The sequence below is a fragment of the Pantoea sp. CFCC18179 genome (genome assembly GCF_059412405.1).
In genome coordinates this window covers 178486-204046 of sequence record NZ_JBNBPM010000008.1, presented here as the reverse complement: position 1 = coordinate 204046, position 25561 = coordinate 178486, and the positions used below count along the sequence as shown (strand labels likewise).

Annotated in this window: 28 protein-coding genes; 15 read left to right on the top strand and 13 right to left on the bottom strand. The window is 53.7% G+C overall.

Annotated features, from left to right (window positions below):
* Positions 1-93 precede the first annotated feature (93 nt).
* Positions 94-1227 (top strand): PQQ-dependent sugar dehydrogenase, encoded by a 1134-nt coding sequence (locus ACPUC7_RS16580; protein ID WP_494923729.1) that lies wholly within the window; start codon positions 94-96, stop codon positions 1225-1227.
* A 1-nt stretch (position 1228) separates the two neighbouring features.
* Here the strand turns inward: ACPUC7_RS16580 and ACPUC7_RS16575 are convergent, their stop codons facing one another.
* A complete protein-coding gene (locus ACPUC7_RS16575) occupies positions 1229-1885 on the bottom strand; it encodes an HAD family hydrolase (protein ID WP_343551430.1) in 657 nt (218 codons plus the stop codon).
* Between the two features lie 274 nt (positions 1886-2159).
* Between ACPUC7_RS16575 and ACPUC7_RS16570 the strand changes: the two genes are divergently transcribed.
* Positions 2160-3365, top strand: coding sequence for a serine hydrolase (locus ACPUC7_RS16570; protein WP_494923728.1), 1206 nt, complete (start codon positions 2160-2162; stop codon positions 3363-3365).
* Between the two features lie 33 nt (positions 3366-3398).
* Here ACPUC7_RS16570 and ybjG read toward each other — a convergent pair whose 3' ends face one another.
* Both ybjG and ACPUC7_RS16560 read right to left on the bottom strand, forming a co-directional pair.
* Positions 3399-4004, bottom strand: a complete 606-nt coding sequence (gene ybjG, locus ACPUC7_RS16565; protein ID WP_343551428.1) for an undecaprenyl-diphosphate phosphatase — start codon at positions 4002-4004, stop codon at positions 3399-3401.
* Between the two features lie 328 nt (positions 4005-4332).
* The gene (locus ACPUC7_RS16560) at positions 4333-6021 is read right to left on the bottom strand and encodes an aspartate:alanine antiporter (RefSeq protein WP_494923727.1); all 1689 of its coding nucleotides are present in this window, start codon (positions 6019-6021) and stop codon (positions 4333-4335) included.
* A 252-nt stretch (positions 6022-6273) separates the two neighbouring features.
* Here ACPUC7_RS16560 and ybjM point away from each other — a divergent pair, with 252 nt between their 5' ends.
* On the top strand, positions 6274-6645 hold the full coding sequence (ybjM, locus tag ACPUC7_RS16555) for an inner membrane protein YbjM (RefSeq protein WP_494923726.1): 372 nt from the start codon (positions 6274-6276) through the stop codon (positions 6643-6645).
* Positions 6646-6678: 33 nt separating this feature from the next.
* Here the strand turns inward: ybjM and ACPUC7_RS16550 are convergent, their stop codons facing one another.
* The gene (locus ACPUC7_RS16550) at positions 6679-6942 is read right to left on the bottom strand and encodes a GrxA family glutaredoxin (protein WP_494923725.1); all 264 of its coding nucleotides are present in this window, start codon (positions 6940-6942) and stop codon (positions 6679-6681) included.
* Positions 6943-7112: 170 nt separating this feature from the next.
* Here ACPUC7_RS16550 and ACPUC7_RS16545 point away from each other — a divergent pair, with 170 nt between their 5' ends.
* The 10 genes from ACPUC7_RS16545 (at position 7113) to rlmC (ending at position 15853) form a co-directional block, all read left to right on the top strand.
* Entirely contained in the window at positions 7113-7364 is a 252-nt protein-coding gene (locus ACPUC7_RS16545; RefSeq protein ID WP_494923724.1) for a DUF1418 family protein, read from the top strand.
* 15 nt (positions 7365-7379) lie between these two features.
* Positions 7380-8102 (top strand): oxygen-insensitive NADPH nitroreductase, encoded by a 723-nt coding sequence (gene nfsA / locus ACPUC7_RS16540; protein WP_494923723.1) that lies wholly within the window; start codon positions 7380-7382, stop codon positions 8100-8102.
* A gap of 17 nt (positions 8103-8119) precedes the next feature.
* Positions 8120-9022, top strand: a complete 903-nt coding sequence (rimK, locus tag ACPUC7_RS16535) for a 30S ribosomal protein S6--L-glutamate ligase (protein WP_343551420.1) — start codon at positions 8120-8122, stop codon at positions 9020-9022.
* Positions 9023-9108: 86 nt separating this feature from the next.
* Positions 9109-9588: a YbjN domain-containing protein gene (locus tag ACPUC7_RS16530; RefSeq protein ID WP_494923722.1), complete on the top strand. Its 480-nt coding sequence runs from the start codon at positions 9109-9111 to the stop codon at positions 9586-9588.
* Positions 9589-9959: 371 nt separating this feature from the next.
* On the top strand, positions 9960-11069 hold the full coding sequence (potF, locus tag ACPUC7_RS16525; RefSeq protein ID WP_343551418.1) for a spermidine/putrescine ABC transporter substrate-binding protein PotF: 1110 nt from the start codon (positions 9960-9962) through the stop codon (positions 11067-11069).
* A gap of 109 nt (positions 11070-11178) precedes the next feature.
* Positions 11179-12312: a putrescine ABC transporter ATP-binding subunit PotG gene (gene potG, locus ACPUC7_RS16520; protein WP_343551572.1), complete on the top strand. Its 1134-nt coding sequence runs from the start codon at positions 11179-11181 to the stop codon at positions 12310-12312.
* Between the two features lie 9 nt (positions 12313-12321).
* Complete coding sequence (gene potH, locus ACPUC7_RS16515; protein WP_343551417.1) at positions 12322-13278, top strand: putrescine ABC transporter permease PotH; 957 nt, start codon at positions 12322-12324, stop codon at positions 13276-13278.
* A complete protein-coding gene (gene potI, locus ACPUC7_RS16510; protein ID WP_343551416.1) occupies positions 13275-14120 on the top strand; it encodes a putrescine ABC transporter permease PotI in 846 nt (281 codons plus the stop codon). The genes potH and potI overlap by 4 nt, the downstream gene beginning before the upstream one ends.
* 74 nt (positions 14121-14194) lie before the next feature.
* Positions 14195-14662 carry a YbjO family protein gene (locus ACPUC7_RS16505; protein ID WP_494923721.1) on the top strand — a complete coding sequence of 156 codons (468 nt, stop codon included), beginning with the start codon at positions 14195-14197 and terminating at the stop codon, positions 14660-14662.
* A gap of 48 nt (positions 14663-14710) precedes the next feature.
* Positions 14711-15853, top strand: a complete 1143-nt coding sequence (rlmC, locus tag ACPUC7_RS16500) for a 23S rRNA (uracil(747)-C(5))-methyltransferase RlmC (protein WP_494923720.1) — start codon at positions 14711-14713, stop codon at positions 15851-15853.
* A gap of 57 nt (positions 15854-15910) precedes the next feature.
* Here the strand turns inward: rlmC and artJ (ACPUC7_RS16495) are convergent, their stop codons facing one another.
* The 6 genes from artJ (ACPUC7_RS16495) to ACPUC7_RS16470 form a co-directional block, all read right to left on the bottom strand.
* On the bottom strand, positions 15911-16642 hold the full coding sequence (gene artJ / locus ACPUC7_RS16495) for an arginine ABC transporter substrate-binding protein (RefSeq protein ID WP_494923719.1): 732 nt from the start codon (positions 16640-16642) through the stop codon (positions 15911-15913).
* A 131-nt stretch (positions 16643-16773) separates the two neighbouring features.
* On the bottom strand, positions 16774-17442 hold the full coding sequence (gene artM, locus ACPUC7_RS16490) for an arginine ABC transporter permease ArtM (protein WP_494923718.1): 669 nt from the start codon (positions 17440-17442) through the stop codon (positions 16774-16776).
* A 3-nt stretch (positions 17443-17445) separates the two neighbouring features.
* The gene (artQ, locus tag ACPUC7_RS16485) at positions 17446-18159 is read right to left on the bottom strand and encodes an arginine ABC transporter permease ArtQ (protein ID WP_343551411.1); all 714 of its coding nucleotides are present in this window, start codon (positions 18157-18159) and stop codon (positions 17446-17448) included.
* Positions 18160-18165: 6 nt separating this feature from the next.
* Entirely contained in the window at positions 18166-18897 is a 732-nt protein-coding gene (artJ, locus tag ACPUC7_RS16480) for an arginine ABC transporter substrate-binding protein (RefSeq protein ID WP_343551410.1), read from the bottom strand.
* 15 nt (positions 18898-18912) lie between these two features.
* A complete protein-coding gene (gene artP / locus ACPUC7_RS16475; RefSeq protein ID WP_494923717.1) occupies positions 18913-19641 on the bottom strand; it encodes an arginine ABC transporter ATP-binding protein ArtP in 729 nt (242 codons plus the stop codon).
* A gap of 239 nt (positions 19642-19880) precedes the next feature.
* Entirely contained in the window at positions 19881-20420 is a 540-nt protein-coding gene (locus tag ACPUC7_RS16470) for a lipoprotein (RefSeq protein ID WP_494923716.1), read from the bottom strand.
* A gap of 108 nt (positions 20421-20528) precedes the next feature.
* On the opposite strand from ACPUC7_RS16470, the gene ACPUC7_RS16465 reads away from it, so the two are divergent.
* Both ACPUC7_RS16465 and ACPUC7_RS16460 read left to right on the top strand, forming a co-directional pair.
* Positions 20529-20849, top strand: a complete 321-nt coding sequence (locus ACPUC7_RS16465; protein ID WP_494923763.1) for a heavy metal-binding domain-containing protein — start codon at positions 20529-20531, stop codon at positions 20847-20849.
* Positions 20849-21673, top strand: coding sequence for an N-acetylmuramoyl-L-alanine amidase (locus ACPUC7_RS16460; RefSeq protein ID WP_494923715.1), 825 nt, complete (start codon positions 20849-20851; stop codon positions 21671-21673). The genes ACPUC7_RS16465 and ACPUC7_RS16460 overlap by 1 nt, the downstream gene beginning before the upstream one ends.
* Before the next feature lie 32 nt (positions 21674-21705).
* On the opposite strand, the gene ltaE is transcribed toward ACPUC7_RS16460, so the two are convergent.
* The 3 genes from ltaE to ACPUC7_RS16445 all read right to left on the bottom strand — a co-directional run bounded on the left by ltaE (position 21706) and on the right by ACPUC7_RS16445 (position 25497).
* Positions 21706-22707 (bottom strand): low-specificity L-threonine aldolase, encoded by a 1002-nt coding sequence (ltaE, locus tag ACPUC7_RS16455; protein WP_494923714.1) that lies wholly within the window; start codon positions 22705-22707, stop codon positions 21706-21708.
* Positions 22708-22776: 69 nt separating this feature from the next.
* A complete protein-coding gene (gene poxB / locus ACPUC7_RS16450; protein WP_494923713.1) occupies positions 22777-24498 on the bottom strand; it encodes a ubiquinone-dependent pyruvate dehydrogenase in 1722 nt (573 codons plus the stop codon).
* Between the two features lie 102 nt (positions 24499-24600).
* On the bottom strand, positions 24601-25497 hold the full coding sequence (locus ACPUC7_RS16445; RefSeq protein WP_494923712.1) for a LysO family transporter: 897 nt from the start codon (positions 25495-25497) through the stop codon (positions 24601-24603).
* Positions 25498-25561: the final 64 nt, after the last annotated feature.

Below are 25561 nucleotides of genomic sequence, written 5' to 3'. Positions count from 1 at the left end.
GCCGCGTGCCGGGCTTAATGTTTTGTAAATCCTGCCCATCCCGCTGATTACGCTGACTATCCTTAATCACTCACCGTGCTGAAGGAGGATGCCATGCGTTTGCTGCCCGCCGCGCTGTTGGTTAGCGCTTTAAGTTATGCCTTTTCAACGCTTGCTGCCGATGTGCAGGTGCAGGTTTTGCAGGACAAGCTCGACCACCCGTGGTCGGTGGCTTTTCTGCCCGATAATCAAACGCTGTTAATCACTGAACGTTCCGGTCAGTTGCGCAGTTGGCAACCCGGCAAAGGTTTGTCGCAACCGATATCTGGCGTACCGCGAGTGTGGGCCAATCGACAAGGGGGCTTGTTGGATGTGGTGCTGGCACCCGATTTTGCGCAAAGCCGCCGCGTGTGGCTCAGCTATACCACCGCGGATGACAGCGCGCGCGCGGGCGGCGTGGTGGGTTACGGCCAACTCAGCGACGATAATCGTCAGCTGCGTGATTTCAAAGTGGTGCTGGAGCAGACGCCGAAGCTCTCCAGCGGAGCCAACATGGGAACGCGCTTAGCGTTTGATCATCAAAGCTATCTCTACGTTGCTTTTGGTGACAACTTTGCCAGCAGCAGCGCGCAACAGTTGGACAAGCTATCTGGCAAGATTGTGCGCCTGACTAAAGAGGGTGCGATTCCACCTGATAATCCGTTTGTGAACCGTCAGGGTGCGCGCGGCGAAATTTGGTCGTATGGGATGCGCAATCCACAAGGTTTGGCGCTCAATCCGTGGACGCAGCAAATCTGGGAAAGCGAGCACGGCCCGCGCGGTGGCGATGAGGTGAACATCCCAGAGAAGGGCAAAAACTACGGCTGGCCGCTGGCGACTTACGGCATTGATTACAGCGGGCAAAAAGTGCCGGAAGCGCAGGGCACGCATGTCGACGGCACCGAACAACCGCTGCATTACTGGAAAGTGTCGCCTGCCATCAGCGGCATGGCGTTTTATAACAGCGCGCGCTTCCCGCAGTGGAAAAACTCAATGTTCATTGGCGCGTTGAAGGAAAAAAGCCTGATTCGATTACAAGTGAATGGCGAGAAGGTGGTTGAAGAGCAGCGATTGCTCGACGATCGCGGCGAGCGGATTCGCGATGTGCGGCAAGGGCCGGATGGTTATCTGTATGTGTTGACCGACGAAGCTAATGGCAAGCTGTTAAAAGTGGGGCTGACGGATGACGCCAGCACCCCGCGTGGCTGATTTAACGTACCCAGTTACACACTTCCCAACCGCGTTGTTGCGCTTCCTGCAACAGCAGCGGATTGGGGTTCACCACCCAGGCGTGATCGGCGTGACTCAGCAGCGGCAGATCGTTCATCGAATCGCTGTACGCCCAGGTGCGATCAAAGCGTTGATCTTGCTGCAACGCTTTCCAGTCGCTTAAGCGTGTGACTTTGCCTTCGCGATAGGTCATGGTGCCGTAGGTTTGACCGCTGTAGCGCTCATCGACCACTTCCACGCCAATCGCTAACGCGCCGTGCACGCCGAGGCGTTCAGCAATCGGCACCGCCAGATGATCGCCGCTGGCGGTGATAATCATGACCGTATCACCCCGTTGTTGATGCCACTCAATGCGTGCGCGCGCAGCAGGGAAAACGCGCGGCATGATGTCGCGATGGATAAAGCGTCGCACCCAGCCTTCAACGGTTAAGGTTGCCATGCCAGCCAATGGGGCCAGCGTGGTGTTCATATACTCTTCAATTGATAGCGTACCGGTGTGATATTTTTCCATCAGGATTTGCTCCTGACGGATGATCTCTTCGGGGGCAAATCCCTGTGAAACCAGCCAGCGCAGCCACAGGCTGGTGCTGTCTTCACAAATCAGGGTTTCGTCCAGATCGAAAATGGCTAAGTCCATCGTGGCTCTCCTCAGGCTGACTGAACTCAGGTTAGCGGAAAATTGTGACTGGCTTAACCGTTCTGCGAAAAATCGGAATTACACGCATTTTTTATCGTCACCTGAATGGGTAAAAGTGGCAGCGCGCCGCGGTTGGTGCCAGGGTTACTCTAATAAACTCTATATAACTTTACGATCGGACGGTTTTTTTCGCTGGCGTGAAACGTTAGCGTGGGATGAGAAATGTCTTATCTGCAAAAAACCATGATTTAACAAGGACAATCTGGTCATCCTCATGAGAAAAAACACCTTCGCGACTGCCTGGCGGCCTCTGGCTGCATCATCACTGTTATTACTTTTTATTCCTATTTCAACGCTGGCAGAACAAGCACCCGCCGCTCCGCAGATAGACGCCAAAGCCTGGATTTTGATGGATTACAACAGTGGCAAAGTACTGGCGGAATCCAATGCCGACCAGCGTCTCGATCCCGCCAGTCTGACCAAAATGATGACCAGCTACGTGGTCGGCCAGGCGCTGAAATCCGGCAAAATCACCAACGATGACATGGTGACTATTGGCCAGGATGCCTGGGCCACCGGCAATCCCAAACTGCGTGGTTCCTCGCTGATGTTTCTTAAGCCAGGCGATCGCATTCCGGTTTCCGAGCTGAATAAAGGGGTGGTGATTCAGTCCGGCAACGATGCCTGCATCGCGCTGGCTGATTACGTGGCCGGCAGCCAGGATTCGTTCATCGGTTTGATGAACAACTATGTCAAAGCCTTTGGCCTGCAAAACACCCACTTTATGACGGTGCACGGATTGGATGCCGAAGGGCAATACAGCACCGCGCGCGACATGGCGATCATCGGTCAACGCTTGATCAGCGATGTGCCCGAAGAGTACGCCATCAACAGTGAGAAAGAGTTCACCTTTAATAAAATCAAACAGATGAACCGCAATCGTTTGTTATGGAGCACCAACCTGAAGGTTGACGGCATTAAAACCGGTCATACCTCGGGCGCGGGGAATAACCTGGTGGCGTCAGCCACCGAAGGCGATATGCGCTTGATTTCCGTGGTACTGGGCGCGGCAACCGATGCCACGCGTTTCCGCGAAAGTGAAAAATTGCTGACGTGGGGATTCCGCTTCTATGAAACCGTGACACCGATTAAGGCCGACAAGCCGTTTGCCCAGCAGCGCGTGTGGTTTGGCGATCACAGCCAGGTGAATCTCGGCGTGGCAAAGGATGCGGCGATTACCGTGCCGAAAGGGCAGATGAAAAACCTCAAGGCGAGCTTCATGCTTAATTCACCGCAGTTAGAAGCGCCGCTGGAGAAAAATCAGGTGGTCGGCACCATCGATTTCCAACTGGATGGCAAAACTATCGAGCAGCGTCCGCTGGTGGCGATGGAAGCCGTGCCGGAAGGCGGCTTTATTGGCCGGATTTGGGATTTCATTATGATGAAATTCAACGGCTGGTTCGGGAAGTGGTTTAGTTAATTTTATCGGCGCACCTTGGTGCGCCGATACACTTTACTCGCGAATCCATCCCTTCTTAATCGGCATAGCAAACAGCGCGCGATACATCTGATGGGTAAACGCCAACATGCGTTCGCCGTACAACTGCCACGCCATGTGCGATGCCAGGCACGCCAGCAAGCCGACCAAAAATCCGCCCAACATATCCAGTGGCCAATGCACGCCAAGATAGACGCGTGACCAGGCAATGGCGCTTCCCACCACCAACAACATCACGCCCGACCATAAACGATGCCAGAAGATGAACGCCAGCGCGAAGGTGAAAATCGTGGTGCCGTGATCGCTAGGATAAGAGTCATCTGCGGCATGAGATAAGAACTGATGGCCGAAACCGATCGCGAAGGGGCGCGGATGTGGCAGTAATTGTCCGACGCACCAGGAAATGCTCAATGCATAAATCAGCGCCATGCCGGTTTTCAACACCAGTGCGCGCTGTGATTGCACTTGTTCACGCGGTCCCCACAGCCACAGCGCCACAATCAACAGTGGCACAATGGCAATTACATCTTTGGCGATAAAGGTCGCCAGGCTAATCAGCCACTGCGGCGAATCCGCGTTGGCGTTGATCCATAAAAACAATTGGTGGTTGAGTGCTTCCATCACCTTTGGTGTCCTCGTCTTGTTTACCCAAAAAGCAGCAGGGCAAAATTGCCTGCAAAATAAGCTGGATAGCCTAAAAGAGGACCAGTGTTCAGTACATAGTCGCGCTCTTAAACTTATCGTGGGTTGTTGGAGTGTTTAGGTTTGATGAAAGTTGCATGAAACTTTGAAAATGGAGGCAATCATGAAATAGCCGGAATCGCAGCCATAAAAAAACCCGCAAGTCAGTGACCGGCGGGCTCCACAATTTGGGGATTTCAAAGAAAAGCAGTGGCACTTATTCAGACTGCGCCCCCCAAAGAAAGTTCTGGACAGCGTGAAAATATTTTTATAAAGGCAAAAGCGGCCAGATTATCACGATCAGGGTGCCCGCCAGCGTCAGCAAAACGTTAGCAATCGCATAAGTTCCTGCATAACCTAATGCCGGAATGCTACTGCGCGCGGTATCGCTGATGATCTCCATCGCCGGCGCACAGGTGCGCGCACCCATAATCGCGCCAAACAGCAACGCGCGGTTCATACGTAACACGTAAGCACCAAACAAATAGCAAATCACCACCGGCAATAAGCTCACCAATAGGCCGCTCAACAGCATCAAGGCGCCCGCGCTGCCAAAGCCGTGCTGCAAACCGCTACCGGCACTCAAGCCAACACCGGCCATAAATACCATCAGGCCGAATTCCTTCACCATGGTCAACGCACCTTGCGGGATGTAACCAAAGGTTGGATGGTTGGCACGCATAAAGCCGAGCATGATGCCGGCGAACAGCAATCCGGCGGCATTTCCGATGCCGAAACTGAAGTTGCTGAACTGGAAGGTGATCATCCCGATCATCAAGCCGCTAATAAAGAAGGCGCAGAAGGCCAGTAGATCGGTGATTTGGCTGTGAATGGCGATGAAGCCAATGCGGTCGGCCAGACTTTTTACCCGACGCGCCTCGCCGCTGACCTGCAAAATGTCACCTTTATTCAGCATGATGCTGTCATCGATCGGCATTTCAATCTGACTGCGAATCACGCGGTTGAGGAAGCAACCGTGATCGGTGAGTTTGAGATGGCTCAGGCGCTTATTCACCGCATTGTGGTTCTTCACCACAATCTCTTCGGTGACAATGCGCATATCCAGCAAGTCGCGATCGAACACTTCTTTGCCGTTGCGGAAGCTGGGATCGAGGCGTGCGTGCGCGTCGGGATAGCCCACCAGCGAGATGTCATCACCCAGTTGCAGCATGGCGTCGCCATCCGGGCTGGCGAGAATGCCATTGCGGCGCAGGCGCTCAATGTAGCAGCCGGTTTGACGATGGATGCCCAGTTCACGCAGGTTTTTACCGCCACTCCATTCCACCAATTCCGGGCCAACGCGATAAGCACGAATCACCGGCAGAAACACTTTGCGTTGGCTATCAGCATCCAAACCGCGTTCACGCGCGATTTGCTGCGCACAGGTAGGCAGATCCTGATGTTGCAGGCGCGGCAAATAACGCGCGCCAAAAATCAGGCTCACCAAACCCACCAGATAAGTCAGGGCATAACCGAGGCTGAGATTGTCCTGCATTAAGGTGAGTTGATGGCTGTCGCTGATGCTTTGCCGTAGCGTATCTCCGGCACCCACCAGTACCGGCGTCGAGGTCATGGAACCCGCCAACATGCCGGCGGTTAAACCAATATCCCAGCCGAACACTTTGCCCAGCGTCAGGGCGATTAATAGCGCACTAACCACCATGACAATGGCTAAAAAGAAATAGTTTTTGCCGTCGCGGAAAAATATCGAGAAAAAGTTTGGCCCGGCTTCAACACCGACACAAAAAATAAACAACATAAAGCCCAAACTTAACGCGTCCGTGTTAATCGCAAAATGCTGCTGACCTAAAATCAAGGAAACAACTAATACACCAATGGAATTACCGAGTTGGACAGAACCTAAGCGTAATTTACCTAAGCACAGCCCAAGGGCTAAAACGACAAATAATAACAGAACGTCATTTCCGCTTAACAATTCTGCGACGTTAATGTTCACGGTTTCACTTCTTCTTAACTTGTAATGGGTTGATGAAAGGCGCTTTTTTCGCTATCTTGTGCCAGCAGAAACGGCTCATTTCCGCGATGAGCAGCGTAAAGATTAAAGCGGCATCATTCTAATCATAATTAATATCCCCAGCTATCGGCAGTTCTCATTCCTTCCGCATCCAGCTGTTTCTTTTTATTTCCAGTCGTGCGCATCAGGGCAGTAAAAGTTTCATAATTGTTAAAATCCAAGATGAGGATAATTATGTTGCAGCGCAATAACCGCTGGGCAGCATCGATTTTGGGCGTGATGCTTTATACGCTGGTGTTTATTTATGCACATCATTTCTGGGCCGCCGCCAGCGAACAAACCGTTCGCGGGCAACCTGAATTACTGCTGTTTGTATTGCCAGGAATATTAATGGCGTTGATGCAGCCGGAAAGTCCGTTAGTCGGGACGTTGTGGGTGGCTTTAGCGGGCACGTTGCTGGGTATGCTGTGGTTAATGTTAGCGGTGCCAGTGACGCATAGCGGTTTGCTGATTGTGGCCTGGAGTTTGAGCGCGTTGTTCTGGGCGGGATGTGGCGCGTTGCTGGTGCGCTTGTTACGAATAATGCTGGCGATGCGAGCCGATTAGCCGCAACAAAAACGGGCCCGCAGGCCCGTTTTTTTACGCTTGAATACCGAGATTTTCTTTCGTCCAGGCAGCGAATTCGGTATAGCCACCGATATGCTGATCGTCGAGGAAAATCTGCGGTACGGTGCTGACCGGCTTGCCGGCACGCGCTTCCAGATCGGCTTTGGTAATGCCGGTGGCCTGAATATCCACGTACTGATAATTAAAATCGTCGCGCTCGCTGGTCAACTTGGTAGCCAACTCTTTTGCACGTACGCAGTAAGGGCAGCTTGAACGGCCAAAAATCACTGCAATCATTGCTTCTCTCCTTCCGCTGCTGTTTTGTGACTAAACTCACATCACAGCGTGAATAATGCGTCACATATTGCCCGCCCATCCTGCTTAAAGAAAGAAGAAGTTAACTGTTATTCTGATACGCGCTGTCTATGCAGACGCTAAAACTGATTGAATGCTCAAGGAAACATCGCATGCGTAATCTCGCCACATTGCCCAAACCAGTGTTGCTACTCGAGGCACTCGGCGTGCTTGCCGTGATTGGCGCGTTATTACTGGTCAATGACTGGATGAGCGCGCCCGATTTCATCAGCAAAAAACCGCTGGCCACGCTGCTGTTTTTTCTCGGTATTGCGCTGATGCTGCCAGCCGCGTGGATGATGATGTGGCGAACCGCCAAGGCGATGGCCCCACAATTGTTCAATCAATCCAATAAAAAGAAGTAACCACCGGAGAGGATTATGACGCCGACTATTGATTTACTGTGCAGCCACCGTTCCATTCGCGCCTTTACTGAACAAGGCATTGATGAGGCGCAACGCAGCGCCATTATTGCAGCGGCACAAGCGGCTTCCACCTCCAGTTTTTTGCAGTGCTCTTCTATTATTCGCATCACCGATCGGGAAAAACGTGAGCAACTGGTGCAGCTGACCGGCGGACAACCTTGGGTCAGCGCGGCGGCAGAATTTTGGGTGTTTTGCGCGGATTTCAATCGTCATCAGCAAATTTGCCCAGATGCGCAGTTAGGTCGTGCGGAGCAACTGTTGCTCGGCTGTGTTGATACCGCCTTGATGGCGCAAAATGCCATGGTGGCAGCCGAATCGTTGGGGCTTGGCGGCGTGTTTATTGGCGGGATTCGTAACAGCATCGCGCAAGTCACCGAACTGTTGGAGCTGCCGAAATTTGTGCTACCGCTGTTTGGTTTCTGCATCGGTCACCCGGCGGATAACCCGGACGTCAAACCGCGCATGCCGCAGGCGATGTTGGTGCATGAAAATTGCTATCAACCCATCGATAAAAGCGTGCTGGCGCAGTACGATGAGCAAATTACTGCCTATTATCAGCAACGTGATAGCAACCAGCGTTCCGAAACCTGGAGCCAGTTGATTCAGCGTCTGATCATTAAAGAAACGCGTCCCTTTATTTTGGATTACCTGCATCAGCAAGGTTGGGCCACGCGCTAAGCACAAGGAACTTTGCAATGAAAATGGCCATTCTCACCCGCGACGGATCGATTTTTTCGTGTAAACGTCTGCGCGACGCCGCGGAAGAGCGTGGTCATCAGGTGCAAATCATCGATCCGCTCTCCTGCTACATGAACATCAATTCTGACTCGCCAGCGGTGCATTATCGCGGCGAGGCGCTTGGCCATTTTGATGCGGTGATTCCGCGCATCGGCACCGCCACCACTTTTTACGGCACCGCGGTTCTGCGTCAGTTTGAGGTGCGTGGCAGTTATCCACTCAATGAATCGGTGGCGATCACCCGTGCGCGTGACAAGCTGCGTTCGTTGCAGCTTTTAGCGCGAGAAGGCATCGATATGCCGATCACCGGTTTCGCCTCTTCGCCGGATGATACCGATGATTTGATTGCCATGGTTGGCGGCGCGCCGCTGGTGGTGAAGCTGGTGGAAGGTACGCAGGGGATTGGCGTGGTGCTGGCGGAAACGCGCCAGGCAGCCGAGAGCGTGATCGATGCGTTCCGCGGTCTTAATGCACATATTCTGGTGCAGGAATTTATCAAGGAAGCGCAAGGCCGCGATATTCGTTGCCTGGTGATTGGCGACAAAGTGGTGGCGGCGATTGAGCGTGAAGCCAAAGAGGGCGATTTCCGTTCAAACCTGCATCGGGGTGGCAAAGCGCGCGCGGTGGAAATCACGGAAAAAGAGCGTGAAATCGCGGTGAAAGCCGCCAGCACCTTGGGTCTTGAAGTCGCCGGCGTGGATATTCTCCGTGCGCATCGCGGGCCGTTGGTGATGGAAGTGAATGCCTCGCCCGGCCTGGAAGGCATTGAGCGCGAAACCGGTTTGGATATCGCCACCATGATGATCGAATGGATTGAGCAGCACGCCTGCCCCGGCTATCGTCCGAAAACCGGCGGCTAAGCGCGCTTTTCAGCGGTTTTCGTGGCATCCAATGCGGTTTTTCCGTAAGCTAAGGCGCTCATTTCTTCACCCCACAGGATATTACGATGGATTCACTGGTCGTTCCGGACATTGACGTGCTGCGTCGTTGGCTGGATCAACAAAATATCACCTGGTTTGAATGCGATGCCTGTCAGGCGTTGCACCTGCCGCATATGCAGAATTTTGACGGGGTGTTTGATGCAAAAATTGACCTGGTGGATAACGTCATCCTCTTCTCCGCGCTGGCTGAAGTAAAACCTACGGCGCTGATCCCGTTAGTCGGCGATTTGTCACAAATCAATGCCAGTTCGCTGACGGTGAAAGCCTTTATTGATATTCAGGACGACAATCTGCCGAAGCTGATTGTTTGCCAGTCGATCAGTACCACCGCCGGATTAACCTTTGGTCAGTTCTCTCACTTTATGAAGCAAAGTGAAGAGGGCGTTTCGATGGTGATTATGGAAGCCTTCGCCAATCATTTGTTGATGGTGGAAGAAGAAGAGGAGCGACAGCCCAGCTCCAGCAGCCATGCGATGCTGCACTGAGTTCCCGCCTCGCTAACTGCCGCTTTTTGCGGCAGTTTTCATTTTAGCCCCGCCATTTTTTATTCTGCATTTTGCCCTTTATTGCCAGATATTAGTCGTGCTTTATGCCACTAATGCCAAACCCCATAGCAGAAACATGCATAACTTATCGCGAAAAGGCGTTTTTTAAGCTGGGATCTGGTGCAGGTGGAGCAGGGGGGCTATTCTTGCGGGGCTGCTTGAGACGTGCAACCTCAGCGCAGGTATAGGTTTTTGCTATTAAACTCCCGCTGAATATTGATTCATTGTGTGCCTGTGATTTAACAGAAAACGCAACGTTCGGATCGCCGTGTATGCAGCGTTGTGATGACCCGCTCAGGAGGAAGTAAAACATGTTCAACCAACGTAAAAAATGGTTGTCAGGTGTGGTTGCTGGTGCACTGATGGCTGCGGCCGGTGGTGCGCAAGCCGAAGGTAGTACCGTGCATGTGTATAACTGGTCCGATTATATCGCGGCTGATACCGTGCCGAACTTCGAAAAGCAGACCGGCGATAAAGTGGTTTATGACGTCTTTGATTCCAACGAAGTGTTGGAAGGCAAATTGATGGCGGGCAGCACTGGCTACGACGTGGTTGTGCCGTCGTCCAGCTTCCTTGCGCGCCAGCTGCAATCAGGCGTGTTCCAGGAGCTCGATAAGAGCAAGCTGCCGAACTACAAAAACCTCGACCCCGATCTGATGGCGAAAGTGGCGCAACACGATCCGGGTAACAAATACGCGATTCCTTACCTGTGGGGCACCACCGGCATTGGTTACAACGTTGATAAAGTGAAAGCGGTTTTAGGCAAAGATGCGCCGCTGGATAGCTGGGATCTGGTGCTGAAACCAGAGAACCTGGAAAAACTGAAAAGCTGCGGTGTTTCCTTCCTTGATGCGCCGGAAGAGATCTTCGCCACCGTGCTGAACTACCTCGGCAAAGATCCGAACAGCTCCGATGCGAAAGATTACTCTGGCGCGGCCACCGATTTACTGCTGAAACTGCGTCCAAACATCCGTTACTTCCACTCGTCGCAGTACATTAACGACCTGGCGAACGGCAACATCTGCGTGGCGATTGGCTGGTCGGGCGATATCCTGCAAGCGAAAGATCGTGCAGAGAAAGCCAATAACGGCGTGCACTTGGGTTACACCGTGCCGAAGCAAGGCGCACTGGCGTTCTTCGACATGATGGCAATCCCACATGATGCTAAAAACGTCGAAGGCGCTTATCAGTGGCTGAACTACATCATGGATCCAAAAGTGATCGCCGATGTCTCTAACAACATGAACTACGCCAACGGCAACAAAGCGTCACTGCCGCTGATCAATGCCGATGTGCGCAACAATCCAAACATCTTCCCGCCGGCGGATGTGATGGCCAAACTGTTTGTGCTCAAGGTCCAGGATCCGAAACTGGATCGTGTGCGCACGCGTGCATGGACTAAAGTAAAAAGTGGTAAGTAACTCGTTCTGAACGAATTACACCCTGAAGAAGACAACAGAGGCGCGGTGATGGCCTCTGTTGTGCCATTTTTAGCGGCTGTGCCGCGCGATTAGCGCCGGAGAAATGTTAGTGAACGACGCGATTCCCCGCCCCCCAAATAAAACGGCTAAGGCGATGACGCCGCTGCTGGAAATTCGCAATCTGACCAAATCTTTTGATGGTCAACACGCCGTGGACGATGTCAGTCTGACTATTTACAAAGGCGAGATTTTTGCGCTACTTGGCGCATCTGGCTGTGGCAAATCTACGTTGTTGCGCATGTTAGCGGGCTTTGAACCGCCAACCAGCGGCCAGATTGTGCTGGATGGTCAGGATCTCTCGCACGTGCCGCCGTACCAACGTCCCATCAACATGATGTTCCAGTCTTACGCGCTGTTCCCGCACATGACGGTGGAGCAAAATATCGCGTTTGGCTTGAAGCAGGACAAACTGCCGAAAGGCGAAATCAGCAGCCGCGTCGAAGAGATGCTGTCGCTGGTGCATATGCAGGAGTTTGCCAAGCGTAAGCCGCATCAACTCTCTGGCGGTCAACGTCAGCGTGTGGCGCTGGCGCGTAGCCTGGCAAAACGGCCCAAGCTGTTGTTACTGGACGAACCGATGGGCGCGCTGGACAAAAAGCTGCGCGATCGCATGCAACATGAAGTGGTTGATATTCTGGAGCGCGTTGGCGCCACCTGTGTGATGGTAACGCACGATCAGGAAGAAGCGATGACCATGGCGGGGCGTATCGCCATCATGAACCGCGGAAAATTCGTGCAGATTGGTGAACCAGAAGAGATTTATGAGCACCCAACCAGCCGCTACAGCGCTGAGTTTATCGGCTCCGTCAATGTGTTTGAAGGTTTGCTGCGTGAGCGTGGCGAAGATGCGTTGATTATCGATGCGCCGGGCTTGGTGCATCCACTGAAAGTACAAACCGATGTCTCGGTGGTGGATAACGTGCCGGTGCACGTGGCGCTGCGTCCAGAAAAAGTGATGCTGTGCGAAGAAGTGCCGGAAGATGGCTGCAACTTCGCCGTCGGGGAAGTGGTGCACATTGCCTATCTTGGCGACCTGTCGATCTACCACGTGCGCCTGCGCAGCGGGCAGATGATCAGTGCGCAGTTGCAAAATGCCCATCGCTACCGCAAAGGCGCGCCAACCTGGGGCGACGAAGTGCGTCTGTGTTGGGATGCCGACAGCTGTGTGGTTCTGACGGTTTAAGGGGGCGATATGAGCCAGATTTCTCAACGCAGCGAGCCGGAATTAGTTGGCACGCCGCTGCAACGCTGGGGCACGCGCATCAAAATGCAGCACGGGCGCAAGTTAGTGATCGCCTTGCCCTATTTGTGGCTGATCCTGCTGTTCCTGCTGCCGTTCCTGATTGTACTGAAGATCAGTTTTGCTGATATTGCGCGTGCGATTCCGCCGTATACCGATTTAGTGACCTGGGCCGACGATCAGCTCAATTTGGTGCTCAATCTTGGTAACTATCTGACGTTGACCGACGATCCGCTCTACGTTGATGCGTATCTGACGTCGCTGAAAGTGGCGGCTATTTCCACCATCATCTGCTTGCTGATCGGTTATCCGCTGGCGTGGGCAGTGGCACATAGCAAGCCATCGATGCGCACCATTTTACTGCTGCTGGTGATTTTGCCGTCGTGGACCTCGTTTCTGGTGCGTGTTTACGCGTGGATGGGATTGCTCAATAACAACGGTATTCTCAACCGTTTCCTCATGTGGTTGGGCGTGATCGATCATCCGCTGGTAATTCTCTACACCAACACGGCGGTATATATCGGCATCGTTTACTGCTATCTGCCGTTTATGGTGCTACCGATTTATACCGCGTTGACGCGTATTGATTATTCGCTGGTTGAAGCGTCGCTAGATCTTGGCGCGCGTCCATTGAAGACCTTCTTCAGCGTAATCGTGCCGTTGACTAAAGGCGGCATTATCGCCGGTTCGATGCTGGTATTTATCCCGGCGGTGGGCGAATACGTCATCCCGGAACTACTGGGCGGCCCAGACAGCATTATGATTGGGCGTATTTTGTGGCAAGAGTTCTTTAATAACCGCGATTGGCCGGTGGCATCCGCGCTGGCGGTGATCATTTTGCTGATTCTGATTCTGCCGATTATCTGGTTCCACAAACATCAAAACCGTGAATTGGGGGAGAAGGAATGAGCCAGTTACCGACCATTCGCTCTCCGTGGCGCACCGCGATTTTGGTGCTGTGCTTTATGTTCCTTTACGCGCCAATGCTGCTGCTGGTGGTTTACTCCTTCAACAGTTCTCAGCTGGTGACGGTGTGGGAGAGCTTCTCGTTCCATTGGTATAAAGTACTGTTCCAGGACAGTGCGATGCTGGATGCGGTTGGGCTGAGCCTGACCATTGCGGCGCTGTCGGCGACTATGGCGGTGGTGCTCGGCACTATGGCAGCGGTGGTGATCGTGCGTTTTGGCCGCTTCCGTGGGCACAACGGCTTTGCTTTTATGCTGACCGCGCCACTGGTAATGCCTGATGTGATCACCGGCCTGTCGTTGCTGCTGCTGTTTGTCGCGATGGGCAACACGCTCGGCTGGCCCAGCGATCGCGGTATGCTCACCATCTGGCTGGCGCACGTGACGTTCTGTACCGCCTATGTCGCCGTGGTGATCAATTCGCGCTTGCGTGAATTAGATCGTTCGATTGAAGAGGCGGCGATGGATTTGGGCGCAACGCCGGTAAAAGTGTTCTTCGTCATCACCGTGCCAATGATTGCGCCAGCGATTGTTACCGGCTGGCTGTTGGCGTTTACCTTGTCGCTCGACGATTTGGTGATTGCCAGCTTTGTCACCGGTCCGGGCGCGACCACCTTGCCAATGGCGATTTTTGCTACCGTGCGTCGTGGTGTAAACCCAGAGATCAACGCCTTAGCCTCGCTGATTCTTTTTGTGGTGGGATTGGTCGGCTTTATCGCCTGGCGGTTTATGGCACACGAAGAGAAGCAGCGTTTGCGCGATATTCAGAAAGCGCAACGTGGATAAACGCCGTAGCATTTGCCAATATAAGAACGGGCTGGTTTTATCAGCCCGTTTTATTATGGTTACGGAGTTAAACCATGTCGGAAACCTTGAAAAACAGTTCATTACTTAATGCCGCGCCCGTTCCTGTGATGGTGGCGGGCAGCGCCATTATTGTGACGCGCTGCCTTAGCGTGTTGATGCTGGCGAACGAACTGGGTTACGACGAAATTGCCAATTTTGTCCATCGCAGTGCGCAAGCCTGGGATTCCACTCTGATATTTATCGCCAGCCAATTGATCTTCCTGTTTGAACTACGTTGCGCCTTTACCTTGATGCGCGGCAGCAATCATGGACGCTGGGGCTATGTGGCGACACAAATCATTGTGCTGATCTATATGCTGATGGCGTCGGTTGGCTGGATCTACCCGGAAATCTTCAGCATTCCCGGTGAAAGTAACGCACAGATCATCCATCACACCCTGATGCAAAAATTGCCGGATGTGCTGGTGTTGCTGCTGCTGTTTGTGCCCGCCAGCAGCCGCGCTTTTTTCCGTCGCCGGTGATACAATCGCCCCCCATTTTTTCTCCCGATTCTGATTACAGGCCTTTCCATGCATTGCGCGCTTTATGATGCCGGTCGCTGTCGCTCATGCCAGTGGCTGGAAAAACCTTATTCGCAGCAGCTCAACGACAAGCAATCGTTGCTCGAACAGTTGCTGGCTGAAAAGCCGGTCGCGCAATGGCTGCCGCCAGTGGAATCTGCGCAGCAAGGCATGCGGAATAAAGCCAAGATGGTGGTGAGTGGCAGCGTGGAACGGCCGATTTTTGGCATGGTGGCGCGAGATGGTGACCCGGTGGATTTGTGTGCGTGCCCGCTGTATCCCGACAGCTTCAGCGCGGTATTTGCGGTGCTCAAACCCTTTATCGCTCGCGCGGGATTAACGCCGTATAACGTGGCGCGCAAACGCGGTGAATTGAAATTTCTGTTGCTGACGGAGAGCACGCAGGGCGGCATGATGCTGCGCTTTGTATTGCGTTCCACCACCAAGTTGCAGCAACTGCGCGCAGCACTGCCGTGGCTGCAACAGCAGTTGCCACAGTTGAAAGTGATTTCCGCCAATATTCAGCCGGTGCACATGGCGATTTTAGAAGGCGATGAAGAGATCGCGTTGACGCCGGATCAAGCGCTGGCAGAGAACTTTAATCAGGTGCCGCTGTATATTCGTCCGCAAAGCTTCTTCCAGACCAATCCTCAGGTGGCAACCAACCTTTATGCCACTGCGCGTGATTGGGTGGCGCAGTTGCCGGTCAGTAGCATGTGGGATCTGTTTTGTGGCGTGGGCGGTTTTGGCTTGCACTGCGCTACGCCAGACATGCAGCTCACCGGCATTGAAATCAGCGCCGAAGCGATTACTTGTGCGCAGCAGTCGGCGCAGCAGTTGGGTCTGGAGAAAGTGAGTTTTGCCGCGCTGGATTCAACCCAGTTCGCCACCTCGCGTGAACAGGTGCCGCAACTGGTGCTGGTAAATCCGCCGCGTCGCGGGATTGGCGCTGAACTCTGTAACTATCTCAGTCAGATGGCGCCAAATTACATTCTCTATTCAAGCTGTAATCCGGCGAGCATGGCGCAGGATATTGCGCGTTTGGCGGATTATGACGTCAGCCGCGTGCAGCTTTTCGACATGTTCCCGCATACCGCGCATTTTGAAGTGTTAACTTTATTAACCCGGAAGGGCGGAACGGCGAAGCGCTAACCTGCACGGAGGACGTGCAGAACCTGGCAGGCATGACGCCACGCCATTCCATAATGCTTATTCCGGGAACCACTTCTGATTGATTTGCTGCCAGCTGCCATTGGCTTTCAGCGCCTCTAATGCGCTGTTGAGCTCTTTCAGCAGTGGCTCATTGCCTTTACGCACCGCAATCCCTAATCCGGTGCCGAAGTATTCGGTGTCGGTGATGTGCTCGCCAACCGCACTGAGATCATCGTTGGCCTTCAGCCACTGATTCACCACCGCGCTGTCACCAAAGACGCCGTTCAGGCGACCATTTTTCAGATCGAGAATCGCATTCTGGTAGCTGTCATACGCCACGGCGATCACTTCTGGATGCTTCTCCAGCAGGTACTTCTGGTGCGTGGTGCCGTTCTCGACGCCAACGCGCTTGCCCTTGAGCTGGCTAAAGTCGCTGTAGTTCCCTTTATGTGCAATCACAATCGCCGAGTTAGCGTAATAAGGCTGGGTGAAATCCACCTGCTTGCTGCGATCGGCGGTGATATCCATGCCGGAAATCACCGCGTCGTAGCGACGGAATTTCAGCGAAGGGATCAGGCTATCGAAAGCGTTATTAGTGAAGGTGCAATCCGCTTTCATCTGCTGGCACAGCGCTTTGGCCAGGTCGATATCAAAGCCGACAATTTGATTGTCGTGATCGAGTGATTCAAACGGCGGGTAAGTTGCGGAAGAGGCGAAGCGGATTTTTTCAGCCGCATAAGCATTCATTGCCAGAGTTGCCAATGTAGCGGCAACAATCCATTTTTTCATTATATCACTCCTGTAAACCATGCCAGAGATGGAACGGGTTACAAGATGCCAGTTAATGAATTTATATGCAATAAAATTGCTTAAAAAATTAAACATGAAACGGGCGATACGATCATCGCCCGTGAAGGGAATCAGTTACGGCGCTCAAACGCCAGGGCACGCTTCTCAACCAAACGCATCATCAACGTCAGCAAGCCGTTGACCACCAGATAGATTAAGCCAGCTGCCGCGTAGACTGAAATATCGTAAGTACGCCCATACAGCAACTGCCCGTGGCCCATCACTTCCATCAGCGTAATGGTGTAGGCCAGCGAAGTACTTTTGAACACCAGCACCACTTCGTTGGAATACGACGACAGGGCGCGTTTAAAGGCATACGGCAGCAGAATGCGCAGCGTATCTTGGCGATTCATCCCCAGTGCGGCACAGGATTGCCACTGACCGGAAGGAATGGCGCGCACCGCACCGTAGAACAATTGCGTGGTGTAAGCAGCGCTGTTCAGGGACAGCGCTAGCAATGCGCATAACCACGGTTGTGACAGCAAATGCCACAGCCACGGAATGCTCTGGATGCTCGGGAACTGGCCGGGACCGTAATAAATCAGAAAGATTTGCACCAGCAGCGGCGTGCCGGTAAACAGCGTGATGTAGCCTTTTACCAGCCAATTCAGCACTGGCAATTTCAGCGCTAGCACGATAGTGCACAGCACCGACAAAATCAGCGCCGCAATCAACGAGGCGACAGTCAGCGTCAGGCTGGTGTGCAAGCCTTTAAGCAGCTCGGGTAAGTAATCAAGCATGCGTTAGGCTCCTCGCTCAAAACGCGTGGTGCGCAATTCAATGCGGCGCAGCACTGCCTGACTGAACAGCGTAATAATCAGGTAGATCGCCGCCGCCACCAGATACCAGGTAAACGGTTCTTGCGTGCGCGTGGCAATGCTTTTGGTTTGCAGCATCAGATCATTCACGCTGATCAGCGAAACCAGCGCGGTGTCTTTTAGCAGCACCAGCCATTGGTTGCCCAAGCCTGGCAAGGCGTGACGCCACATCTGCGGCATAATCAGGCGCAAGAAAATCGCCGATTTCTTCATGCCGAGCGCCTGACCTGATTCCCACTGTCCCACCGGCACCGCTTTCAGCGCGCCGCGCAGCGTTTGCGATGCATAGGCGGAATAGAGCATCGCCAGCGCAATCACGCCGCACAGGAAAGGACTGACATCAAAGTTCTCAATCTGCACCTGCACCGGAATATTGAACAAGCCGAGATTGATGTGGAAACCGTCGGAGAGCGTCAACAACAGTTGTGAGGCGCCGAAATAGATAAACAGCACCACCAAAATTTCCGGCAGGCCACGAATCAAGGTCACCAAAGCGGTGCCGAGCCACGCCAGCGGCTTCCAGCGCAGCGATTCCCAGCCAGCAAAAATCATCGCCAGCACAAGGCCGGCGATCAAAGCACAAACGGCAAGGCCGACGGTCATCCCGGCGGCGCTTGCGAGTGGAATCATTTCATTCATCAGAAATTACTGCTGGAACCATTTGCTGTAGATGGTTTTGTAGGTGCCATCGGCTTTGATCTTCTCAAGTGCAGCGTTGAACTTGCCTTGCAGATCGGTGTTGCCCTGGCGAACCGCGATGCCTAAGCCGGTGCCGAAGTAATCTTTATCAGTGACTTTTTCACCCAGCGGCGCGAGGTTGGTGTTCTGCTTCAACCACTCGTTTACCACCGCGGTGTCACCAAATACCGCATCGATACGGCCATTTTTCAGATCCAGTACCGCATTTTGATAGCTGTCGTAAGGCACAACGGTGATGTCGCTGTGTTTGTCGGACAGGTATTTCTGGTGCGTGGTGCCGTTCTGCACGCCAACACGTTTGCCTTTCAGCGCCGCGACGTCAGCCAGTTTGCCTTTCTGTGCAATGAAGATGGCGGAGTTGTCGTAGTACGGCTTGGAGAACAGCACTTGCTTCTCACGATCTGGCGTGATGTCCATGCCGGCCATCACCGCGTCAAAGCGACGGAATTTCAGGCTTGGGATCAGGCTGTCAAACGCCTGATTGGTGAAGGTGCAAGTTGCATCCATCTCTTTACACAGCGCGTTGGCGAGGTCGACATCAAAGCCCTGAATTTTGTTGTCGGAATCGACAAATTCAAACGGAGGATAAGACGCCTCGGTAGCAAAACGCAGGGTTTGCGCAGCGGAGGCGCTCAGGCTCAGACCAGCAAGTAATGCAGCAATTACAACTTTTTTCATTAGAAGCATCCTGACTTAATGCGAAAGATAATTAGCAAACGCTTGGGTTTGCGGCTGTGTAAAGTGGCTGGCATCGCCTTGCTCAACAATATGACCGTTTTCCATGTACACCACGCGGCTGGCAGTTTTACGCGCCACTTCCACTTCGTGTGTCACGATCACTTGCGTGATGTTGGTCTGTGCCAGTTCACGAATAATGCTGACGATTTGCGCGGTGATTTCCGGATCCAGCGCGGCGGTCGGCTCATCAAACAGCAGCACCTGCGGCTCCATCATCAGCGCTCGGGCAATCGCCACGCGCTGCTGTTGACCGCCGGACAGATGCAGCGGGAAACGATCGGCGTATGGCGTCAGACGCAGGCGCTCCAACAGCTTTTCGGCTCGCGCACGCGCGGCATCTTTGCTGAGACCTAACACGCGGCACGGCGCTTCAATCAGGTTTTGCACCACGGAAAGGTGCGGCCACAGATTATATTGCTGGAATACCATGCCGACGTTTTGGCGTAACTCGCGAATCGCACTGTCGGAAGGCGCTTTAGTGAAATCGAATTGGTTACCGGCAATTTGCAGGCTGCCGGAACGCGGCTGCTCCAGCAGATTCAGGACGCGCAGGAGCGAACTTTTACCCGCGCCACTTGGGCCGAGCAACACCAGCGTTTCACCCTGCGGACAAGCCAGGTTGATATCGAACAGTGCCTGATGGGCACCGTAAAAACAGTTTATGGCGTTTAGTTGAATACTCATGCGCAAAAAATGAATAGTAATTAGTGTCGCGGATTTTAACGTCACCAGAATAGTTATGCAATTGTGGTGGGTTAATATTTATTAAAGAGCAGTGAAACGTCTAAAGCGTAGCACAATATCGCGCAACTCAAGGCAGGGAAGGGCTGAAGAGGCGCAATTAATTCACGACAAATTAACAAAAAGCGCCGCAAAGATGCGGCGCGCTTATCAATCAGATTGAGTGCTGGAAAAGTGAACGGTTATTTCTTCGCTTCCAGCAACTGGGTCAGCGAACCGCCGCCCGCATGGGGAACATCACCGACGTAACGCACATCATCCACCACCCAGCAGGTGCCTTCGTGGATCATCAGGACTTCGTCATGCCAGCTTTTGTTGTCGCGGCTTAATTCGACGCGCAGCGGAATGTTGCGCGCATCGCGGTTAGGAATGGTCGAGGCGCTAGCGACATCCGCCGACGTTGCGCCTTGCGCATTGCTGGAGAACAGATCGCCCTGGCTCCATGCTGCCGGTTTTGGATTCTGGCTGCTGGCGCTCAACAGTTTCTGATACAGGTGATCGCTGAGGTACGGGCGATATTTCGCCAACGTGCTGCTATCGGGCAAACCTTGTGTCGGTTGGCTGACGCGTAAATCGTAGAACTGCTGCGCCACGCTATCCGGGCCGCCATCTACACAGGCAGCGGTGCGCGGGCCATTATCCTTAATCACTGGCTCAACGGTAGTACAAGCACTTAGCAGTAACGCAGCGGGAATTAGCAGCGCAAAGGCATTGTTTCTCATCTCGATTTCCTTATTGTTCACTGGCAAAGCGCCATTTTTAGCATAGAGTATAGCCTTGCTTTTACGCGGTAAGAGCTATAACGCGCTGATTCAGAAAAGGAGACAATGATGAGATTTTCCACTACCCCAACGCTGGAAGGACACAGCATCAGTGAATATTGCGGCGTGGTTGCCGGTGAAGCGATTCTCGGTGCCAATATCTTTCGTGACTTCTTTGCTGGCATTCGCGATATCGTCGGTGGTCGTTCCGGTGCCTATGAAAAAGAGCTGCGTAAAGCACGGCAAATCGCCTTTAAAGAGCTGGAAGAGCAGGCCAAAGCGCTGGGTGCCAATGCGGTAGTTGGTATTGATATCGACTACGAAACCGTGGGCAAGGACAGCAGCATGTTGATGGTTAGCGTCACCGGCACTGCGGTGATCATTCGTTAATGCGCGTCATTGTTATGCTGGCGCTGGCATTGCTGCTCAGCGCTTGCCAATCATCCATCGAAGCGCGTCACGGTTATTGGGTTGATACCGCGCATCCGGCACAAGGTGCGCGGCCACGCATTAAAGTGGTGGTGATCCATTACACCGCCGAAGATTTTTCAAGTTCACTGGCCACGCTCACCGATCGTGAAGTCAGTGCGCATTATTTAATTCCGCAGCAGCCGCCACAGAAAAACGGCCAGGGCGTGATTTGGCAACTGGTGCCGGAACAGCAGCTTGCCTGGCATGCGGGGCCGAGTTTTTGGCGCGGTGCCACGCGCATCAATGACACGTCAATTGGCATCGAAATCGTCAATAGCGGTTATCGCCGTACCTTAACCGGATTGCAGTGGCAGCCGTTTACCCCGGCGCAAATCAGTAGCTTAGTGGCGCTGGTTAAAGACATCACTCAGCGTTACGCCATCACGCCAGAAAATGTGGTAGGGCATAGCGATATTGCGCCGCAGCGCAAACAGGATCCCGGTCCGCTGTTTCCATGGCAGCAATTGGCGGAACAAGGTTTAGGTGCGTGGCCAGACGCAGCAACGGTACAGCGTTATCTTGCCGGGCGATCGCGGAATGAAGCGGTGGATCAGACGGAATTGCTGGATGCGCTGCAACGCTATGGCTATGACGTGGCTGCGGCAACCACGCCGCAGATGCAGCGTAAGCTGATCGCGGCGTTTCAGATGCATTTCCGTGCGCGCGATTATCGCGGTATTGCCGATGCGGAAACGCTGGCGATTGCGCGCGCGTTGTTAGCGAAATACGGTGCGGCGCAATAAGCCGTAGGTCACCATAAATGGTGACCTACGGCTTATTGCTGAAGAAATGCCTGCCAGTGCGCCACTAAACGTTGCAAATCCTGACGCGTCACATCCAGATGCGTGACAATACGCGTTACCGCGCCGACGCTGATCAGCACATCTCCGGATTGCATCCAGCTTTTCAGCGCTTCAACTTGCTGTTCAGGTACTTTCACAAACAGCATGTTGGTGTGCTGATTAAGCACTTCAACGCCAATCGCGCTGAGCTGTTCGCCCAACCACGCAGCGTTGTCATGATCTTCTTTCAGGCGCGCCACGTTGTGCTTCAGGGCATACAAACCTGCTGCCGCGAGAATCCCCGACTGGCGCATGCCGCCGCCGGTCATTTTGCGCCAGCGACGCGCCTGTTCAATGTAGGCTTCATCGCCACACAGCAGCGAACCAATCGGCGTACCCAGACCTTTTGACAAACAAATCGTCAAGGTATCGCAATAGCGCGCAATGGCTTCCAGCTCAACATTCTGCGCCACCACCGCGTTGAAGATGCGTGCGCCATCAATGTGCAGTGCCAGCTTGCGCTCGCGTGTTAATTTCCACGCTTGTTCGAGATAACTAAGCGGCAATACTTTGCCGTGATGGGTATTTTCCAGACTTAACAATCGCGTGCGCGCAAAGTGGAAATCATCGGGTTTAATCGCTGCGACGATATCAGCCAGCGGCAGCGAACCATCTTCGGCATGCAAAATCGGTTGGGGCTGGATGCTGCCTAGTACCGCCGCGCCGCCGGCTTCGTATTTGTAGTTGTGCGCCTGCTGACCAACGATATATTCATCGCCGCGCTGGCAGTGGCACAGCAGCGCCACCAGGTTGGCTTGCGTGCCAGTAGGGAAGAACAGGGCAGCGGCTTTGCCACTTAAACGGGCAGCTTCGACTTCCAGTGCGTGGACGGTGGGGTCATCGCGGTAGACATCATCGCCGGTTTCCGCCGCCATCATGGCATCCAACATGGCAGCACTTGGGCGGGTTACGGTATCACTGCGTAAATCGATCACGTCGCTCTCCTGAAATAAAAAAGCGGGCAAAGCGCCCGCGTTATCATGATGTTTGGCCTGAGAATTGTTTTACCTCAGCCAGTTAGTTTTCGCCAGTTCTACGATCTCGTCACCACGACCATTCAGAATCGCGCGCATCATGTACAGGCTGAAACCTTTGGCCTGCTCGGCTTTGATTTGCGGTGGCATCGACAACTCTTCTTTGGCGGTGATCACATCCAGCAGCACCGGCCCATCGTGGGCAAAGGCTTCCTGTAACGCGCCATTAAGTTCAGAGGCTTTCTCTACGCGAATGCCTTTGATACCGCAGGCCGCGGCGATGGCGGCGAAATCCGGGTTTTCCAGATCGGTGCCGTCCGTCAGATAACCGCCAGCTTTCATCTCCATCGCCACAAAGCCCAGCACGCTGTTGTTGAAAATCACCAGTTTCACCGGCAGCTTCAGCTGCGCCACTGAGATGAAATCACCCATTAACATGCTAAAGCCGCCATCGCCGCATAACGCGACCACCTGACGCTGCTTATCCAGCGCTTGCGCGCCCAATGCTTGTGGCATGGCGTTGGCCATCGAGCCGTGATTAAACGAACCGATCAGACGGCGTTTGCCATTCATTTTCAGGTAACGTGCCGCCCACACGGTGGGTGTGCCGACGTCGCAGGTGAAAATGGCATCTTCTGCGGCGTAGGCGCTGATTTGTTGCGCCAGATATTGCGGGTGAATCGGCAGCTTATCGTTGGCGGTGGCTAAGTCATCCAGCCCTTTGCGCGCATCAACATAATGTTCCAGCGCTTTGTCCAGATGCTGACGATCGGTTTTGCTGGTGAGCTGTGGCTGTAGCGCATGCAAAGTCGTTTTGATATCACCCACCAGCGCCATGTCCACGTGGCTGTGCGCACCTAAACTGCCCGGATTGATATCGATCTGAATGATTTTGGCATCGGCCGGATAAAAGGCGCGATAAGGAAATTGCGTGCCGAGCAGCACTAAGGTGTCGGCATTCATCATGGCGTGGAAACCGGATGAGAAGCCAATCAATCCCGTCATGCCGACGTCATAAGGATTATCGTATTCAATGTGCTCTTTACCGCGCATCGCATGCACCACTGGCGCTTTTAATGTTTCCGCCAGTTTGACCACTTCGGCGTGCGCTCCGGCACAACCGCTGCCGCACAGCAACGTAATGTTTTCGGCTGCATTCAGCGTTTCGGCTAATCGCGCCACTTCATTCGCGGCAGGCACCACATGCGGCAATTGCGGCGGATACCACTCGCTGCGTGCCGTTTCCGGTGCCGGTTGCAGCGCCACATCGCCAGGAATCACAATCACCGACACGCCGCGATTGAGAATCGCTTTGCGCATCGCAATGCCTAGCACCTGTGGCAGCTGTTCGGGATTGGAGACCAGCTCGCAATAGTGGCTGCATTCGCGGAATAACTCTTGCGGATGGGTTTCCTGGAAGTAGCCGCTGCCAATTTCACTGGAAGGGATGTGCGCGGCAATCGCCAGCACCGGAACGTGGTTGCGATGGCAATCAAACAAGCCATTGATTAAATGCAGGTTGCCCGGACCGCAGGAACCGGCGCACACCGCCAGTTCACCGCTGATTTGCGCTTCTGCGCCCGCCGCAAAGGCCGCCACTTCTTCATGTCGAGTCGGCATCCATTCAATGGTGCCCATGCGATTCAGGCTGTCGCTCAATCCGTTAAGAGAATCGCCGGTGACGCCCCAAATGCGTTTTACACCGGCGTTTTCAAGGGTTTTAGCCAGCATCGCTGCCACAGTTTGCTTCATCGTTTGCTCCTTTCTGGTGTCGAGCCATCCATGCCGATGGCGGAAACGTGTCAGTCAGAAAGCGTAGACGATAGCGCTGGCGGGCAGCCGTGAAAAAATGCGCTAGGCCGAGAACAGGGCGATAAGAATCGGTGCCAAGAGGCTCATAATAAAACCGTGCACAATCGCCGCCGGGACGATCTCCATGCCGCCGGTGCGCTGCAAAATCGGCAAGGTGAAATCCATCGACGTTGCGCCGCTTAGGCCCAATGTCATGCTGCGCTGGCGAGTAATCAGCAGCGGGATCAGCATGATGGTAATCAGTTCACGCAGCAGATCGTTAAAGAATGCCGCGCTGCCAATCACCGGGCCGAACGATTCACTCATTAAAATGCCCGAAAGCGAATACCAGCCGAAACCGCTGGCGAGGGCTAATCCGGTTTTGATCGGCAGATCAAGCCACAGCGCCGCTAATACGCCGCCGATTAATGCGCTGCATAGCGACACCAGCGCCACCAACATGCCGCGGCGATTAATGGTGATTTGACGCAACGTCATGCCGCTGCTGCGTAACTGAATACCGACCAGTAACAGCATCAGCATCAAAGCGTATTCGCTGATAGTAGAAGCGTGACGCAGCGGCGCCCATTGGCTTAATCCCAGCAAAAAGCCCGCTAACACTGAACCGCACAGCTTGAGCGATTCCAGCGCCATGTGCAGACGCGACGGCAACGCTTGCGCTTTGTGCGCGTGGTGCCACGGCATGCGCTTCTCCAGCAGCCAAAACGCCAGCAGCGAGCAGGCGAGAATGCACAGCATGCTGACCAGCGCGATATGGAAGATGGCGAGCAAATTGCTACTGAGATTATCGAGAAACGCCAGGCTGGTGCCCATAAAGAACAGAATGATATACACCAGCGCGCTGAGTGTGCGTGCAACCAGCCGTAGCAGGCCCGCGCTGCGTAATGGCAACAGATAACCCAGAATTAACGGCAATAAGATGATGATCAATCCGTACATGGCGGCATTCCATCCGTGGCAAAAGGGCAGCCACGCTAGCGAAAAACAGTTGAAGTGTAAACCT